17 protein-coding genes are annotated in these 14,680 nt (G+C 74.1%); 10 read left to right on the forward strand and 7 right to left on the reverse strand.

The window, feature by feature from the left end; translation table 11 throughout:
* The first annotated feature begins 29 nt into the window (after positions 1 to 29).
* From ACQEVC_RS30855 to ACQEVC_RS30870, 4 genes are all read left to right on the forward strand, one after another.
* Positions 30 to 1,241, forward strand: coding sequence for a sensor histidine kinase (locus tag ACQEVC_RS30855; protein WP_432884505.1), 1,212 nt, complete (start codon positions 30 to 32; stop codon positions 1,239 to 1,241).
* On the forward strand, positions 1,238 to 1,897 hold the full coding sequence (locus ACQEVC_RS30860; protein WP_432884507.1) for a response regulator: 660 nt from the start codon (positions 1,238 to 1,240) through the stop codon (positions 1,895 to 1,897). Before ACQEVC_RS30855 ends, ACQEVC_RS30860 begins: the two co-directional genes overlap by 4 nt.
* Positions 1,898 to 1,970: 73 nt before the next feature.
* On the forward strand, positions 1,971 to 2,222 hold the full coding sequence (locus tag ACQEVC_RS30865) for a hypothetical protein (RefSeq protein ID WP_432884509.1): 252 nt from the start codon (positions 1,971 to 1,973) through the stop codon (positions 2,220 to 2,222).
* Positions 2,219 to 2,536 (forward strand): type II toxin-antitoxin system PemK/MazF family toxin, encoded by a 318-nt coding sequence (locus ACQEVC_RS30870; RefSeq protein ID WP_432884511.1) that lies wholly within the window; start codon positions 2,219 to 2,221, stop codon positions 2,534 to 2,536. Before ACQEVC_RS30865 ends, ACQEVC_RS30870 begins: the two co-directional genes overlap by 4 nt.
* Before the next feature lie 25 nt (positions 2,537 to 2,561).
* Here the strand turns inward: ACQEVC_RS30870 and ACQEVC_RS30875 are convergent, their stop codons facing one another.
* A complete protein-coding gene (locus ACQEVC_RS30875) occupies positions 2,562 to 3,065 on the reverse strand; it encodes a MarR family winged helix-turn-helix transcriptional regulator (RefSeq protein WP_346260724.1) in 504 nt (167 codons plus the stop codon).
* Positions 3,066 to 3,134: 69 nt separating this feature from the next.
* On the opposite strand from ACQEVC_RS30875, the gene ACQEVC_RS30880 reads away from it, so the two are divergent.
* The 3 genes from ACQEVC_RS30880 to ACQEVC_RS30890 all read left to right on the forward strand — a co-directional run bounded on the left by ACQEVC_RS30880 (position 3,135) and on the right by ACQEVC_RS30890 (position 5,473).
* Entirely contained in the window at positions 3,135 to 4,370 is a 1,236-nt protein-coding gene (locus ACQEVC_RS30880; RefSeq protein WP_432884514.1) for an MFS transporter, read from the forward strand.
* 66 nt (positions 4,371 to 4,436) lie between these two features.
* Positions 4,437 to 4,955 (forward strand): GNAT family N-acetyltransferase, encoded by a 519-nt coding sequence (locus tag ACQEVC_RS30885; RefSeq protein WP_432884517.1) that lies wholly within the window; start codon positions 4,437 to 4,439, stop codon positions 4,953 to 4,955.
* Between the two features lie 92 nt (positions 4,956 to 5,047).
* Positions 5,048 to 5,473 (forward strand): Hsp20/alpha crystallin family protein, encoded by a 426-nt coding sequence (locus ACQEVC_RS30890; protein ID WP_432884520.1) that lies wholly within the window; start codon positions 5,048 to 5,050, stop codon positions 5,471 to 5,473.
* Here ACQEVC_RS30890 and ACQEVC_RS30895 read toward each other — a convergent pair.
* On the reverse strand, positions 5,463 to 5,747 hold the full coding sequence (locus ACQEVC_RS30895; protein WP_432884521.1) for a hypothetical protein: 285 nt from the start codon (positions 5,745 to 5,747) through the stop codon (positions 5,463 to 5,465). The two genes, ACQEVC_RS30890 and ACQEVC_RS30895, sit on opposite strands and share 11 nt — an antisense overlap.
* Positions 5,748 to 5,938: 191 nt before the next feature.
* Here ACQEVC_RS30895 and ACQEVC_RS30900 point away from each other — a divergent pair, with 191 nt between their 5' ends.
* Positions 5,939 to 6,883, forward strand: a complete 945-nt coding sequence (locus tag ACQEVC_RS30900) for a tyrosine-type recombinase/integrase (RefSeq protein WP_432891794.1) — start codon at positions 5,939 to 5,941, stop codon at positions 6,881 to 6,883.
* A gap of 330 nt (positions 6,884 to 7,213) precedes the next feature.
* On the opposite strand, the gene ACQEVC_RS30905 is transcribed toward ACQEVC_RS30900, so the two are convergent.
* Positions 7,214 to 8,914 (reverse strand): acyl-CoA dehydrogenase family protein, encoded by a 1,701-nt coding sequence (locus ACQEVC_RS30905; RefSeq protein WP_432884524.1) that lies wholly within the window; start codon positions 8,912 to 8,914, stop codon positions 7,214 to 7,216.
* Between the two features lie 175 nt (positions 8,915 to 9,089).
* Here ACQEVC_RS30905 and ACQEVC_RS30910 point away from each other — a divergent pair, with 175 nt between their 5' ends.
* Positions 9,090 to 9,548: an Rv0361 family membrane protein gene (locus ACQEVC_RS30910; RefSeq protein WP_432884527.1), complete on the forward strand. Its 459-nt coding sequence runs from the start codon at positions 9,090 to 9,092 to the stop codon at positions 9,546 to 9,548.
* Positions 9,549 to 9,575: 27 nt separating this feature from the next.
* Here ACQEVC_RS30910 and ACQEVC_RS30915 read toward each other — a convergent pair whose 3' ends face one another.
* The 4 genes from ACQEVC_RS30915 to ACQEVC_RS30930 form a co-directional block, all read right to left on the reverse strand.
* Entirely contained in the window at positions 9,576 to 10,247 is a 672-nt protein-coding gene (locus ACQEVC_RS30915; RefSeq protein ID WP_412102808.1) for a thymidine kinase, read from the reverse strand.
* 140 nt (positions 10,248 to 10,387) lie between these two features.
* The gene (locus ACQEVC_RS30920; RefSeq protein ID WP_432884529.1) at positions 10,388 to 10,759 is read right to left on the reverse strand and encodes a hypothetical protein; all 372 of its coding nucleotides are present in this window, start codon (positions 10,757 to 10,759) and stop codon (positions 10,388 to 10,390) included.
* A gap of 135 nt (positions 10,760 to 10,894) precedes the next feature.
* Positions 10,895 to 12,271, reverse strand: a complete 1,377-nt coding sequence (locus ACQEVC_RS30925; RefSeq protein ID WP_432884531.1) for an MFS transporter — start codon at positions 12,269 to 12,271, stop codon at positions 10,895 to 10,897.
* A gap of 46 nt (positions 12,272 to 12,317) precedes the next feature.
* Positions 12,318 to 13,091, reverse strand: a complete 774-nt coding sequence (locus ACQEVC_RS30930; RefSeq protein ID WP_432884533.1) for a glycerophosphodiester phosphodiesterase — start codon at positions 13,089 to 13,091, stop codon at positions 12,318 to 12,320.
* A gap of 179 nt (positions 13,092 to 13,270) precedes the next feature.
* Between ACQEVC_RS30930 and ACQEVC_RS30935 the strand changes: the two genes are divergently transcribed.
* Positions 13,271 to 14,623 (forward strand): Hsp70 family protein, encoded by a 1,353-nt coding sequence (locus ACQEVC_RS30935; RefSeq protein WP_432884536.1) that lies wholly within the window; start codon positions 13,271 to 13,273, stop codon positions 14,621 to 14,623.
* Positions 14,624 to 14,680: the final 57 nt, after the last annotated feature.

The raw sequence follows: 14,680 nt of genomic DNA on the forward strand, positions 1-14,680 counted from the left end.
GCCGGCCGGCCGGTGGCTAGTCTCGCCGCGTGGACGCCACCCCGCACCTGCTCCGGCCACCGCTGCGGCACCGCCTGCCGGCGGGGCTGCGGACGGCGCTGGTCTGGTGCGGAATCGCCGCGTTCCCCGTGCTACTGGTCCTTACCGTGACAATCGTCTCAGACGGTCCCGACCGCTATTACAGCATCCTGGAGACGATCCCCCGGTACGCGCTGCCGGCCCTGGTGATGGCGCTGCCCGCCGTCCTGCTGCGGCGCAGCCCGCTGGCGACCCTGGCGCTGATGCTGTTCGGGTCGGCGGCGATGACGGTGATGATCCACTCGTGGTACCAGGACTACCTGGCCGACCTCCGGTATCTGCAACTGCTGGCGATCAACCTGGTCGTCGGGTTCGTCGCGGCGACCAGGTCCCGTCGACTCTCGGTGACCGTCGCCGTACTGACGCTCTGCGCCGAGATCATGATCGGCTACCTGGACCTCGGCGACAATGCCGTCTTCCAGCCGGAGATCCCCACCCTGGGAATGCTGGCCACCTGGATGATCGGCAACTCGGTGCGGGCCCGGCGGCGGTACGCCGAGGCGCTGCGGTCGCAGGCCACCACCCAGGCGGTCACCGCCGAACGGCTGCGGATCGCCCGCGAACTGCACGACATGGTGGCGCACAGCATCGGCATCATCGCGATCCAGGCCGGGGTGGGTAGCCGGGTGATCCAGACGCAGCCGGCCGAGGCCGGCGCCGCGCTGCGGGCGATCGAGACGACCAGCCGGGAGACCCTTGCCGGCCTGCGCCGGGTGCTCGGCGGGCTGCGTCAGGCGGACCCGTCCGACCCGGCGCCCCGGGATCCGGCGCCCGGGCTTGCCGACCTCGACCGGCTGGCCGAGGCGACGGCGGAGGCCGGGGTCCGGGTCGAGCTGTGCCGGCGGGGGGAGCGGCGTCCGCTGCCCGCCGACATCGAGCTGTCCGCGTACCGGATCGTGCAGGAGGCGGTGACCAACGTCGTCCGGCACGCCGGTACGCGACGGTGCCGGGTCACCCTCGACTACCGGGAGCACGACCTGCACGTCGAGATCGTCGACGAGGGGCGCGGCGGGCCGGTCGCGGCCAGCGGGTTCGGGATCGCCGGGATGCGGGAGCGGGTCGCTCTGCTGCACGGCGACTTCGCGGCCGGACCGGTCCCCGGCGGCGGTTTCCGGGTGGCGGCCCGGCTGCCGCTGCCGGAGACCCGGGCGGTGCCGGCATGAGCGTCCGGGTACTGCTCGTCGACGACCAGCCGCTGGTCCGCTCCGGGCTGCGGGTCCTCATCGCCGACACCCCCGACCTGTCGGTGGTCGGCGAGGCGGGCACGGGTGCGGAGGCCGTCGAGCTGGCCCGGGCCGTCCGGCCCGACGTGGTGGTGATGGACATCCGGATGCCCGGCATGGACGGTATCGAGGCGACCCGGCAGATCGTGGCCGGTGACGGAGCGACCCGGGTACTCGTGCTGACCACCTTCGACGAGGACGAGCACGTCTACGGCGCACTCCGGGCCGGTGCCAGCGGTTTCCTGGTCAAGGACATGGCCGTGGACGACATCCTCGGGGCGGTCCGGGTGGTCGCCGCCGGTGACGCTCTGATCGCACCGAGCGTGACCCGCCGGCTGATCGCGGGCTTCGTCGAGGCCGCCCCGCCGGCCGCCCGTCGGGTACGCCCGGTCGCCGGGATCACCGAGCGGGAGCGGGAGGTGCTGACCCTGATCGGGCAGGGCCGCTCGAACAGCGAGATCGCCGAGGAGCTGTTCATCACGATGGCGACGACCAAGTCGCATGTGGCCCGGCTGCTGACCAAACTCGACGCCCGGGACCGGGTACAGCTCGTGATCATCGCGTACGAGCTGGGGCTGGTCGCGCCGGCCCGCTGACCGGTCCCCGGTGCCGCCCCGACACACCCGCGCGGATACCTCCGCCGACACCACCGGGCGTACCATCGCGGACATGGCGGACAAGGTCACGCTCAGCCTGAACCCGGACACGCTCGCCCGAGCCCGTGCCGCGGCGAAGCAGGACGGCCTGTCCCTGTCGGCCTGGATCGACCGTGCGGCCCGCAAGGAGGCGCTTCGCGCCGCGGCTCGGCAGCACGAGGCGTGGCTGGCCGCCAATCCGGAGGTCCGAGACGAACTCGACGCCTTCGACCGCTACGCCGACCGGGTCGACGCGGGCTGGTCCGATCTGGCCGGCGCCGCGTGAACCGGGGCGAGATCTGGACCGTCGGCGACCGTACCCAGCAGGCCAGACACCGGGTCATCGTGCTCTCCGGCGAGGGGCACAACGACCGGCCGTCCACCTCCCCGTACTGTGCCCCGATCGTCCGGCAGCGCCGCAGCAGCGAACTTCCGCCGTTCGTGGTGCCGCTGGCCGAGACGGATCCGGTCACCGGGGTCGTGGTGGTGAACCGGCTGCGCCGGGTTCCGGCGGCGGTGGCGGTGGAGCGGGTGGGGATGGCGACCGGCGCGAGCATGGCCCGGATCGGCGAGGCGCTGCGGGACCTGTTCGAGCTGTGACCGCCAGGGCGGGCCACTTGTTCGGTCAGAGCGTCGGGGGGCGCTCGGCGGCGAGCATGACCCGGCGCAGCAGGTCGGAGAGGGTACGCCGCTCGTCCGCGGTCAGCGCGCCGAGCAGCCTGTACTCCTCGTCGCCGAGGATGTCCATCGCGCCGAGCCAGGCGGCCCGGCCCTGCTCGGTCAGCTCGATGTCGACCCGGCGCCGGTCGGTGGCCGACGGTGTCCGCCGGACGAAGCCGCGGGCGACCAGGGCGTCGATCCGGGCGGTGACCGAGGGCGGCGCCAGGTTGAGGTCGTCGGCGAGCTGGGACGGCACCGCCCGACCGTGCCGGCCGGCGAGCGCGTGCAGGGTGTCGAACTCCGGCCGCTGGAGGTCGAAGTCGACCAGCGACTTCTCCCGGACCCGGCGCAGGTGCTGGGCCAGCAGTTTCGCCCGGGTCACCGTGCCCTCCACGTCCGGGTCGAGGTCGGGTAGCACGGGCAGCCAGCGCGCGACGTGCCCGTCGGTCCAGTCCTCCTGGTGCTCCACGCCACGATCCTACGTCGAAGCGGAATTATTCGTTGACGAAAGATTCGGCTTCGAAATAACCTCCGAGCCGTGACCCACCCGCTCCGGCTGCGCGCCTTCCAGTTGCTCTTCCTCGGCCGTACGCTCTCCGCACTCGGCGACGCCGTCGTGCCGGCCGCGCTCGCCCTCGCCGTGCTGCGAACCACCGGTTCCAGCTCCGCCCTGGCCCTGGTACTCGGCTGTGCGATGGTGCCGAGACTGCTGCTGCTCCCCCTCGGCGGGGTACTCGCCGACCGGCTCGATCCCCGGATCGTGGCCATCGGCAGCGACCTGGTCCGCTGCGCCGCCCAGGTCTTCGTCGGTGTCGAACTGCTCGGCGGCGATCCGACCCTGCTGTCGATCGCCGTCGCCTCGGCGGTCGGTGGGGTCGCGTCCGCCTTCGCGATGCCCACCACCTCACCGCTGGTCGCGGGGGTGGTCGACGCGTCCGGCCGGCAGCGGGCCAACGCGGCGCTGGGCGCCGCCCGCAGCGTCACCGGCCTGGCCGGACCGGCGCTGGCCGGCGCGTTGATCTGGGCCGCCGGCCCCGGCTGGGCGTTCGTGCTCGACGGCGCCAGCTTCGCGGTCAGCGCCGCCCTGCTGGCCGTGCTCCGGGTACGCCGGACCCCGGTGCAGCGCCGCCCACTCCTCGCCGACCTGCGCGAGGGCTGGTCCGAGGTCCGCTCCCGCGACTGGTACTGGAGCAGCCTGGTGGCGCACGCGGTCTGGAACGGCGTGGCGGCGGTGCTGGTCACGCTCGGCCCGGCGGTGGCGATCGACCGGCTGGGCGGCGAGGGCGTCTGGGTACTGGTCCTCGAGGCGGGTGCGGTCGGTCTGCTGGTCGGCTCCCTGCTGGCCGGACGGGCCCGGCTGCGCCGGCCGATCCTGGTGGCCAACCTGGGCCTGGCCACGTACGCGCTGCCGCTCACCCTCTTCGCGGTGGCCGCTCCAGCCTGGACCGTGGTGGTCTCGTACGGCGTCGCGCTGGCCGCCCTCGGCTTCCTCAACCCGATCTGGCAGACCGTCGTCCAAGCGGAGATCCCGCCGCACGTGCTGGCCCGGGTCACCTCCTACGACTGGCTGCTCTCGCTCGCCGCGATGCCCCTCGGGTACGCGCTCGCGCCGCTCGCCGCCGACGCCTGGTCGCCCACCGTGCCACTGGCGCTGGCCGCCGTCGCAGTCGCGGTGGCCTGCCTCGGCACCGCCGCGGTCCCCGGGGTGCGGCGCCCGGTCGGCACCGGCCCGCAAGCCGCTCCGGAACCGGCGTCGGTCGCGGCGGTCCGCTGACCGGTCGCCCCGCGCCACCTGCCCGGAGCGGGGAAAACCGCTGGACGCGCCGGCCAGACTGACCGGGTGGGAGACATCCTGACCCTGGGCTGGACGGTCCGCGCCGAGCCCGTCGACGGACCGGTGGCCCGTGCCCTGCTCCGTGACTACTACACCGAGATCGTCGGCCGGTACCATCACCGGCCGACCGACGACGCCGAAATCGACCAGGTGCTGGCGGACGAGCCGAGCGACGACCTGACCCCGCCGACCGGGCTGTTCCTGGTCGGCTGGTACGACGGCGAGCCGGCCGGCTGCGCCGGGGTACGGCTGGGTGACCTGCCGTACGCCGAGGTGACCCGGGTGTTCGTCCGGGCCGGCGCGCGACGGCGCGGGGGCGGGGCACGGCTGCTCGCCGCCGTGGAGGAGGCAGCGGCGGCGTACGGGGCAACGACGATGCGGCTGGCCGCCCCGGCACGACCTGGTGGAGGCCCGGGCGCTGTACGCCAGGCACGGCTACCGGGAGGTGCCGGCCTACGCGGTCTCGCCGTACGCCGACCACTGGTTCGAGAAGCGGCTCGGTTGACGTCGCGTGGTCGGGGTTGACGCCGGAGCCGTGGGCGCGGTAATAAGGAGGAGAACTTGAGTCACCTCGACTCAACTTAACCTTCGGCCAGGAGAACCGAGGAGGATCGACGATGTTGATGCGTACCGACCCATTCCGCGAGATCGACCGGATCGCCGAGCACTTCTTCGGCACCACCAGCCGCCCGGCGGTCATGCACCTGGACGCCTACCGCGACGGCGACTACTTCTACGCGGCCTTCGACCTGCCCGGCGTCGACCCGGAGAGCATCGAGTGCACGGTGGAGCGCAACGTGCTCACCGTCCGCGCCGAGCGGCGCCGGCCGACCGGCGACAAGGTGGAACTCGTCGCCGCGGAACGTCCGATGGGGATCTTCACCCGGCAGCTCTTCCTCGGCGACACCCTCGACACGGACAAGCTCGAGGCGGGCTACGAGAGCGGCGTGCTGACCCTGCGCATTCCGGTGGCCGAGCGGGCCAAGCCGCGTCGGGTCGAGGTCACCGTCTCCGGTGCCGGCCCGCGCCAGATCAACTCCTGATTCCCCGCGTACCACCGACGCGCGCCCGTCCGGTCGACACCTGGACCGGCGCGCGTCGGCCGTCCCGGGCGGCGGCCTGGCCGGGCATGCCGGCCAGGAACAGCGCCAGCGCCTCGTCGGTGGTCGGCCCGGTCCGGTAGCCGTCGAACGACCGGCAGCCGCCGGCCGGATCCCGGTCGGCGACGGGTACTCCGGCCGCGCCGAGCGACTCGACGTCCCGGTGGACCGTCCGGACCGACGCCTGCAGCGCGGCGGGAAGCTCCTGCGCCGTCATCCGCCCGGGCCGACAACAGCAGGAGCGGTGAGACCAGTCGGCCGGCGCGCACCCGTGCACGATTATCCCGGTATTTCCGAGAGTTGGAGATCGCCGGGCGCGTCTTCGAGGTCTCGGGCGAATGGTCTGAAAAACTTTCTCGCGTGTCCCGATCCACCCTGGTTCGCCGGACGACACCCCGATCGGTGTCGATGCCCGCCCCGGCCGACTTCACCGAGGCATGGCTGCGTAACCGTCGGTTGTCCGAGCACACCCGGGCCGCGTACCGGCGGGACATCGCCGGCTGGCTCGGCTGGTGCGGCGGCCGGGCACTCGACCCGCTCGGCGCGACATTCCTGGACGTCAACACGTACGCCCGGGAGCTGGAGTCGAGCGTCGATCCGCGCAGCGGTCGCCCGCTGACCGCGGCCACGGTGGCCCGGAAGCTCTCCGCGCTGTCCAGTTGGTACACGTTCCTCGGCAAGCTCGGGGCGGTGCCGGGCAATCCGGTCTCCGCTGCCGACCGGCCCCGGGTCGACCGGGACCACTCCGCCACCGTGGGCCTGACCTCGGATGAGGTCGACGCCCTGCTCGCCGCCGCCGAGGCCGACACCGGCCCCACCGCGCTGCGCAACCGGGTGGTGCTGGCCCTCCTCGCCGACCTCGGGCTCCGGGTCGGCGAACTGGTCTCGCTGGACCTGACCGACCTGGGCCAGGAGCGGGGGCACCGCAGCGTGCGGTTCGTCGGCAAGGGCGGCCGGGCCCGCCGCCGGGCGCTGACCCCGGGTTCGGCGTACGCGGTGGACGCCTACCTGGCCGCCCGCGCGATCGTGGCCGGGCGGCCGGTGGAGCAGTTGACCGGCGCGCTGCTGGTGACCGCCACCGGCAACCGGCTCGACCGGCACGCCGTGTTCCGGCTGGTCCGCCGGCTGGCCCGGGCGGCGGGCATTCCGGCCTGGGAGCGGCTCTCCCCGCACTCGCTGCGGCACGCCTTCGCCACCTCGGCCCGGGCCGAGGGGGTACCGCTGGAGGACGTGCAGGACGCGATGGGACACGCCGACCCGCGCACCACCCGCCGGTACGACCGGGACCGGCACAACCTGGACCGGGATCCGGCGTACGCGATCTGGGCGGCCCGGGCCCGCCGCCGGAACTGACGCGCCGGGCATTCAGGTCCGCCTGCTCAAGCGCCTTCCGAGCCCCGGGGGCGGTCTTGAACCGGACCTCGGGAGTCCTGGTCCTGGGCCCGCAGGCAGCCGCGGAACGGCTGCCCGGCCGGATCGGTGAGCACCCGCCACCGGTCATCTCCCAGCCGGGCGCCCGGGAGTAGAACTCGGCGTGCCCGCGGGGATCCGGGCTGTCCGGGTTGACCATGACGAGGTCGCCGATCTTTTCCGTGCCGGCCAGCCTGCCCGCCGTACCTGACACCTCCTGTCAGGTACGGCGACCGGGTCCGCGCGCCGCCGGTCTGCCGGGCCCGGGGCGGTTCAGCAGAGCAGGTCCAGTTCGTGGTGTGCCTCCGCCGCGATGTCCGCGCCGCGCAGCCAGCGCCGCCCCCAGAGCCGGGCGGCCACCTCCGCCGTCTCGTCGCCGCCGGCCGCCTGCTCGACCAGCAGGGCGGTGGCCAGCGCGTACGCCATCCGCAGCGCCAGCCCGCGCGCCCCGGCCAGCACCGCGACCGACTCCGGGGTCACCTCGGCGAGCGAGTTCCGCAGTTCCGCCGTCGTACCGGCGAGCGCGTCGGCCAGCGCCGGGTGCAGCCGTCGGGCGGTGTCGGTGGCGGCGTCCAACCGGGCCAGCAGTGGGGTGGCGGCGTCCTCCCGGAGCACCGCCCGGAGCACGTCCAGCGCGAGCACGTTGGTGGTGCCCTCCCAGATCGGCAGCACCTGGGCGTCCCGCAGCAGCCGGGGCACCCCGGTGTCCTCCACGTATCCGGCGCCGCCGAAGCACTCGACGTACTCGCTGGCCGAGGAGACCGCCAGCCGTCCGGTGGCGAGTTTGGCCAACGGCGCCACGATCCGCAGCTCGGCCGCGGCGGCCGGATCCGCGCCCACCTCGACCCGGCCGAGCAGCACGAACGCGTGCCCGGCCAGCGCGAACGCCCCGGCGGCGTCCACCGCCAGGGTGCCCAGGGTGGCCCGGTGCAGCGGTGCGGTGATCAACCGTCCGCCGGCCACCTGGCGGGCGTCGGCGTACGCCAGGGCGTACCCGAGTCCCCGGCGCATGCCGGCCGCGGCCGCCGCCGCGTTGTGTAGCCGGGTCACCACGACCAGGGTCATCGCCCGGCTCAGACCCGGCACGGACGGGTCACCCAGCGGCCAGGCGTACGCGTCGCGCAGCCCGATCTCGGCGGTCGGCAGTGCCCGGGTACCGAGCTTGTCCTTGAGCCGGTGCACGGTGATCCCCGGCGCCGGGGCGTCCCGCTCGGCACCCGGCCCGGCCAGCGGCGAGTCGGCGGCGTAGCGGGGGATCAGGAACGGCACCAGCACCCGGCTGCCCGCCCCGGCGTCCTCCGGGCGGGCCAGCGCGACCGCCAGCTCCGCGTCGGCGGCCGAACAGAACCACTTCTCGCCGGTGAGCCGCCAGGAGCCGTCGGCGGCGGGCCGGCCGGTGGTGGTCGACCGGGCCAGGTCGGAGCCGCCCTGCGACTCGGTCATCCACTGCCCGCTGCTGACCGCCGTCGCCGGGTCGGTGGCGGTGAGCCGGGGCAGCCAGGCGTCCCGGAGCGCCGGATCGACCTCGGGGCGGGCGAGCAGCGCGGCGGCGCCGTCGCTCATCGCCACCGGGCAGGAGAAGGTGGCCGACTCCGGACCGTACAGGTGCAGCAGGGCGTACTGGACGACCCGGGCCGCCGCTCCCCAGGTGCTCCGGGCCTGCACCAGGTACGGCAGCGCGACCACGGCGTGCCGGGCGGCCGCCGCGCGCTGGGCCTGCCAGCCGGCGGAGGTTTCGATCCGGTCGATCCGGGCTCCCCACGGACCGTAGCGGACCAGGGTCGGCGGGTGCGCCTCCGCGTCGGCGTGCGCGGCCCGCAGCGGACCGGTGACGTCGGTGGCGAGCGCGGCCAGCCGGTCCGCCGCGGCGGCGTGCCCGTCCGGGCCGAGCTGGTGGTCCAGCCAGGACCGCAGCAGCCGGTCGCTGAGGTACGGGTCGGCGGGTGGCGGGACCGACTGGACGTAGCGCTGCATGGTCGTCGTCCTCGGGGGGCGAGGGCCGGCCGGCGGGCCGGCGAAGCTGGCGGGGGATGGTCCCGACCGTAGACCACGGCGGCCGGTGGCGCCGACCGAGCCGATCATGGTCGGCGGGTGCCGACCCGGCCGGTTCGGCACCCGCCGGACGCGGCGGCTATCTACCGTCGGTGGCATGGGCTACGAGCTGTCCGGCGGGCGCGGGGGACGGCGACCGCGCCGGCTCCGGGGCGTGCTGTCGGTGGTCGCGGTCGGCCTCTTCGTCTGCTGTGTGGGCGCGGCCGGCCTCGGGGCCTGGAACTACCAGCACGTCCGGCAGTCCTCCGGTGCGGCCCAGCAGGCTGCGGAGGCGTTCCTGCAGGACGTGACCAGCGGCGACGCGGGCGGCGCCTACGACCGGCTCTGCGTCGACACCCGCGAGCGGTGGAGCCGGGACGAGTTCGAGCGGCAGCTCTCGGTGCCACCGACGATCACCCGGTACGCCATCGACGACGTCACCGTCGCCAGCGACCGGGGCCAGCTCCGGGCGACCGCGACGGCGAAGCTGACCCGCCGCTCCGGTGCGGTGGACCGGCGGGAGATGCCGATGATCAAGGACGGCGACGAGTGGCGGGTCTGCGGCGACCCGTTCTGACCCCGGTCGGGCGGGCCGGCTCCGGCGTCAGCGGCTCTCGCCCAGGTCGCCGGAGCGGAAGTGTCGCCGGCAGAGCACCTGGTAGCGCACCTCGGCCGCCTCGACGGTGTCGCCGATGACCACCTGCTCGCCCTGCCGGGCCACCGCGCCGCCGACCACCCGGGCGTTGAGCTGCCCCGGGCGTCCACACCAGCAGAGCACCTCGACCTGGATCCGGGACACCTCGTCGGCGAGTTCGAACAGCCGCTGCGCCGCCGGGAACAGGCAGGACCGGAAGTCGCTGGCCAGGCCGAACGCGAAAACGTCCACGTCGTAGCAGTCGACCAGCTCGGCCATCTGCTCGACGTGCCGCACGGTGTAGAAGCAGGCTTCGTCGCAGATCAGGTAGTCGAGCCGGTCACCCTCGGCCCACCGGCCCCTGACGAGTTCACAGAGGTCGAGGTCTTCGGTGACCTCGATGGCCTCGTGCGCCAGGCCGATCCGGGTGGTGATCTGCGGGCCGAGGGAACGGTCGATCCTGGTCAGCACCAGACCACGCCGACCCTGCCGGGCGTGGTTGTAGTTCATCTGCAGGGCCATGGTCGACTTGCCACAGTCCATCGGTCCCCAGAAGAACTTCAGGGCGGCGCCCTGACGTAACCGGCCGTCGCCGGCGGCGAAGCACGCCTGGGCGAGCGCGGACTCGTCGCCGGCGGACAGGGTCGGGCTGGTGCGGCTGTCGTCGGTCACGGTCGGGGAGCCTAAGCCACCAGGTGTTTCCGGTTCGACCCGCCGTGTCGTTGACCACTCTGGTCGGCCGGCGGTCCGCCAGGCCGCAATTCAACCTGTCGGACCGGGACTCAGCCCGGGCCGGAATCCCCGTTCGGCAGCCGGCGGGTGATCCCGGCCCGCTCGTCCGCCGGGAGCGCCGGCACGAGGTGCTGGTCGACGAGGCGCCGCAGGCCGGCGGCGAGGGCGGGGTCGCCCTGCACCAGGTTCCGCAACCGGCGCTGCCAGGTGTCGGCGAGGGCGCGTTCCAGGGCGGGGTCGCCGGCCTGGCGGGCGGCGAGCACCTCGGCGCGTACCTCGGTCAGGTCGGCGGCCACGTCGTCCGCCTCCCCGGGCCGGACCTGCCGCCAGAAGGCCACCACCTCGGCCCGGGCCGCCGGCCAGCCGGCATCGGCCATCGCGCCGACCAGTGCCATACCGGCCGTCACCTCGATCGGCTCCATTCCGCGCCTCCTGCCCACGTGCCGCCCCGGGCCCACCCTAGGCCAGATCGTGCCGCCGGTCGGCCCGGTCGCCCAGCTCGTGCGGGCCGACCGGGCCGACGTGGCAGCCGGTGGGCCGCGGCGGTGCACTGCCGGTCAGAGCCGTTCCGGCGGGGTGTTGCCGGCGGCGACGATCGCCCGCCGGATCGGCACGGCGGCCAGCAGCACGAACCCGATCACGAAGAACGCCAGCAGCGAGATGATCGCCACCCGGTAGCTCTCGGTCATCCCGTACGCCAGCCCGAACAACAAGGGCCCGAGCCAGCTCGTACCCTTGTCGGAGATCTCGTACAGCCCGAAGTACTCGGCCTCCTTGCCCTTCGGGATCAACTGGCTGAACAGCGACCGGCTCAGCGCCTGGCTGCCGCCGAGCACGATGCCGATCCCGCCGCCGAGCAGCACGAACGGCAGCGCCTGGTTGGCCGGCAGCCGGAACGCGACCGCCAGCACGACGGTCCAGAGCACCAGGCTGATCAGGATCGTCTTCCAGGCACCGAGCCGCTTCGCCAGCGCGCCCATCCCGAGCGCGCCGAAGAAGGCGAGGAACTGCACCATCAGGATGGTCGGCACCAGGACGTCGTCGGAGAGTTTCAGCTCCTCGGTGCCGTACACCGCCGACAGCGAGATCACCGTCTGGATGCCGTCGTTGTAGACCAGGTAGGCGACCAGGAAGAACAACGTCAACGGGTACGCCTTGAGGCTGCGCAGGGTGTGCCAGAGCTGGCGGAACCCGTCGAGCAGTACCGGTCCCTGTGCCGGGCCGGCGACCGGCGGCCGGTTGCGCAGCCGGATCAGCGGGATGGTGGTGAACGCCGCCCACCAGATGCCCGCCGACACCATGCTGTACCGGGCGACCTCGCCGGTGTCCATCCCGAGCGAGTCCTTGAACAGCACCGCCGCGACGTTGATCGCCAGCAGCAGTCCGCCGCCGATGTAGCCGATCGCCCAGCCGATGCTGGAGACGCTGTCACGTTCCTCCGGCCCGGCTATCTGCGGAAGGAACGAGTAGTAGACGACGATGCTCGCCCCGTAGGAGATGTTGGCGACCAGGAACAGCCCGGCGCCGAGCAGGTAGCGGTCGCCGGTCAGGAACAGCAGCCCGACGGTGGCCGCCGAACCGATGTAGGCGAAGAGCGCCAGCATCTCCTTCTTGCGCGGTGACCGGTCGGCGACCGCACCGACCAGCGGCAGCACGAAGACGGTCAGGAACACCGACAGCGACACCATGTACGGGAAGAGCGAGCCGGGCGCGATGTCGATGCCGAGCAGGCTGACCCGCCCGCCCCGGCACGGGTCGTCCGAGGCGCAGCCGGCGGCCGCCTTGGCGATCGAGGTCAGGTACGGGCCGAGGAAGACGGTGATCACCGTCGTGTTGAAGGCCGAGTTCGCCCAGTCGTAGAAGTACCAGCCGACCCGCTCGTGCCGGGTGCTGGGTGGCGCGTCCGGCGCCGTCGCGGGGATGGTCTCGGCCATGTCGGTCCTTCGGTATCGGGGGTCGGGCGGGCCTGGTCCGGCCGACCTACCGATCGGACGGCCAGTGACCGCGGCTCTGGTACGCCTCGCGCAGCACGTCGACGTGATCGGTCATGATGCCATCCACACCGAGGTCGAGTAACTCGTTCATCTCGGTGATGTCGTCGATGGTCCAGACGTGCACCTGGAGACCGAGCCGGTGCACGTAGTCGACGAACCGCCGATCGACCACCTTGACCCCGCGGTAGCGGACCGGCACCTGGGCGGCGACCACCGTCGGCGGCAGCATCAGCCGCCGGTTGGCCAGCGAGGCGAGCCGTACCCGGGCCACCCCGCGCAGCCCGAGCGAGGTGGCGATCTTCGGCCCGGCCAGGATCCGCAGCCGGGCCAGCCGGGAGTCGCTGAACGAGGCGAGCAGCACCCGGTCGCCGGCCCCGGCCCGGTCGACGGTACGCACGGTGGGCGCGACCGCGCCGTCGGCCTTCACGTCGACGTTGAACCGGATCTGCGGCCAGGCGCCGAGTACGTCGTCGAGCCGGGGTACCGCCGCCGCCCCGCCGACCCGGATCGTCTTCAGGTCCGCCCAGCGCAGTCCGGCGATCCGGCCGTGCTCCCCGGTCATCCGGTGCAGGGTCGCGTCGTGGAAGACCACCGGCACCTCGTCGGCGGTGGCGTGCACGTCGGTCTCGACGTACCGGTAGCCGAGCCGGACCGCCCGGGCGAACGCCTCGGTGGTGTTCTCGTCGCCGCGCGCGGCGCCGCCCCGGTGCGCGAACGCCAGCGGTGTCGGCGCGTCGAGGTAGGCGAAGTCCCGGATCACGGTGCGAGTATGCCCGGCCCGGTTGGCCGTGCGGTGACCGGAGGGCGGCGCTTCGCCCCGCCCGACGGGAACTCTTGCCAGCAGTGAACCGTTGTCGACCCGGGACGGCGCCCCGATCTCCGCCGGTGGCCGGCACGGGCCGGGCGGGGAGGCAGAGCAGGGTTCAGTAGGGTCTCGCCATGCGGCTGCTCGCCATCGACTTCGGCACCTCCAACACCGTCGCCGTGGTGCGGGGCGCCGACGGCCCGGCCCGGCCGCTGCTCTTCGACGGCAGCCCGCTGCTGCCCTCGGCGGTCTGCCTCGACCCGGCCGGCACGCCGCTGACCGGCCGGGACGCGTTCCGGGCGGCCCGGCTCGACCCGGCCCGGTTCGAGCCGGCACCGAAACGGCGGATCGACGACGGGGCGGTGCTGCTCGGCGACCGGGAGGTGCCGGTCACCGAGCTGGTCGGCGCGGTGCTGCGGCGGGTCTCGGCCGAGGCGTACCGGCAGCTCGGCGGGGTCGACGAGGTCCGGCTCACCCATCCGGCCCGGTGGGGGGAGCGCCGTCGCAACGTGCTGGTCGCCGCCGCCCGCGCCGCCGGGCTGCCCCCGCCCCGGCTGGTCGCCGAGCCGGTCGCGGCGGCGGCCTACTATCCGGCGGTACTCGGCACGGTGCTGCCGCCCGGCCGGGCGCTGGCCGTCTACGACCTGGGCGGCGGCACCTTCGACGCCGCCGTGGTCCGTCGCACCGCCGACGGCTTCGACGTGCTGGCCGAGTCCGGCCTGACCGATCTGGGCGGGCTGGACTTCGACCAGGCCCTCGTCGAGCACCTCGGCCGGGGCTACGCCGGCGGCCGGACCGAGCTGTGGCACGGCCTGCTGAGCCCGGCCGACGCGGGGCAGCGCCGGGCGCGGGAACTGCTCTACGACGACGTCCGGGCGGCCAAGGAACTGCTGTCCCGGGCCACCAGTGCCGAGCTGCACCTGCCGGCGCTGGACCTGCGGGCGCATCTGACCCGGGACGAGTTGGAGTCGCTGATCCGCCGGCAGCTGCAACAGACGGTGAACTGCCTGGCCCGGACGATCGCCGCTGCCCGGCTGGACCCGGCCGACCTGGTCGGGATCTTCCTGGTCGGCGGCTCCAGCCGGATTCCGCTGGCCGCCCGGCTGATCCACGCCGAGTTGGGCGTCGCCCCGACCACCCTGGAGCAGCCGGAGACGGTGGTCGCCGAGGGAGCCCTCCGGTTCGACGACCCACCGGCCCGGCCCGCACCGGTGCTGTCGCCCGGACCGGCCCTGGGCGGGTCGGCTCCGGCCCCGGTCGGGTCGGCTCGTGATGGATCGGCTCCGGCCCGGGCCGTGACGCGGCTCCGGCCGGCGCCCGCCCAGCCCGAACGGCCGGCTCCGGCCCGGCCCGGTCAGCCCGGGGCGCAGCCGGCCGGCCGGTTCTGGACCGGGACGACCGGACTGGTCTGGACCGGGACGCTGGCCCTGCTGGTGGTCGCCGCGCTCGTCGTGCTGGTCGCGGTCGTCACCGCCGGATCCGGCTGACCCGGGGACAGGCCGGGACGCGACCGGGTCGGCGGTCCGCCCCCGTGCCGGAGGACG

The organism is Plantactinospora sp. CA-294935 (assembly GCF_050936445.1).
Lineage (GTDB): Bacteria > Actinomycetota > Actinomycetes > Mycobacteriales > Micromonosporaceae > Plantactinospora.

Coding starts and splice junctions, on each gene's coding strand:
- ACQEVC_RS30865 (WP_432884509.1), top strand. CDS start 1,971: ATGGCGGACAAGGTCACGCTCAGCCTGAACCCGGACACGCTCGCCCGA.
- ACQEVC_RS30895 (WP_432884521.1), bottom strand. CDS start 5,747: ATGACGGCGCAGGAGCTTCCCGCCGCGCTGCAGGCGTCGGTCCGGACG.
- ACQEVC_RS30935 (WP_432884536.1), top strand. CDS start 13,271: ATGCGGCTGCTCGCCATCGACTTCGGCACCTCCAACACCGTCGCCGTG.
- ACQEVC_RS30890 (WP_432884520.1), top strand. CDS start 5,048: ATGTTGATGCGTACCGACCCATTCCGCGAGATCGACCGGATCGCCGAG.
- ACQEVC_RS30925 (WP_432884531.1), bottom strand. CDS start 12,271: ATGGCCGAGACCATCCCCGCGACGGCGCCGGACGCGCCACCCAGCACC.
- ACQEVC_RS30860 (WP_432884507.1), top strand. CDS start 1,238: ATGAGCGTCCGGGTACTGCTCGTCGACGACCAGCCGCTGGTCCGCTCC.
- ACQEVC_RS30905 (WP_432884524.1), bottom strand. CDS start 8,914: ATGCAGCGCTACGTCCAGTCGGTCCCGCCACCCGCCGACCCGTACCTC.
- ACQEVC_RS30900 (WP_432891794.1), top strand. CDS start 5,939: ATGCCCGCCCCGGCCGACTTCACCGAGGCATGGCTGCGTAACCGTCGG.
- ACQEVC_RS30910 (WP_432884527.1), top strand. CDS start 9,090: ATGGGCTACGAGCTGTCCGGCGGGCGCGGGGGACGGCGACCGCGCCGG.
- ACQEVC_RS30920 (WP_432884529.1), bottom strand. CDS start 10,759: ATGGAGCCGATCGAGGTGACGGCCGGTATGGCACTGGTCGGCGCGATG.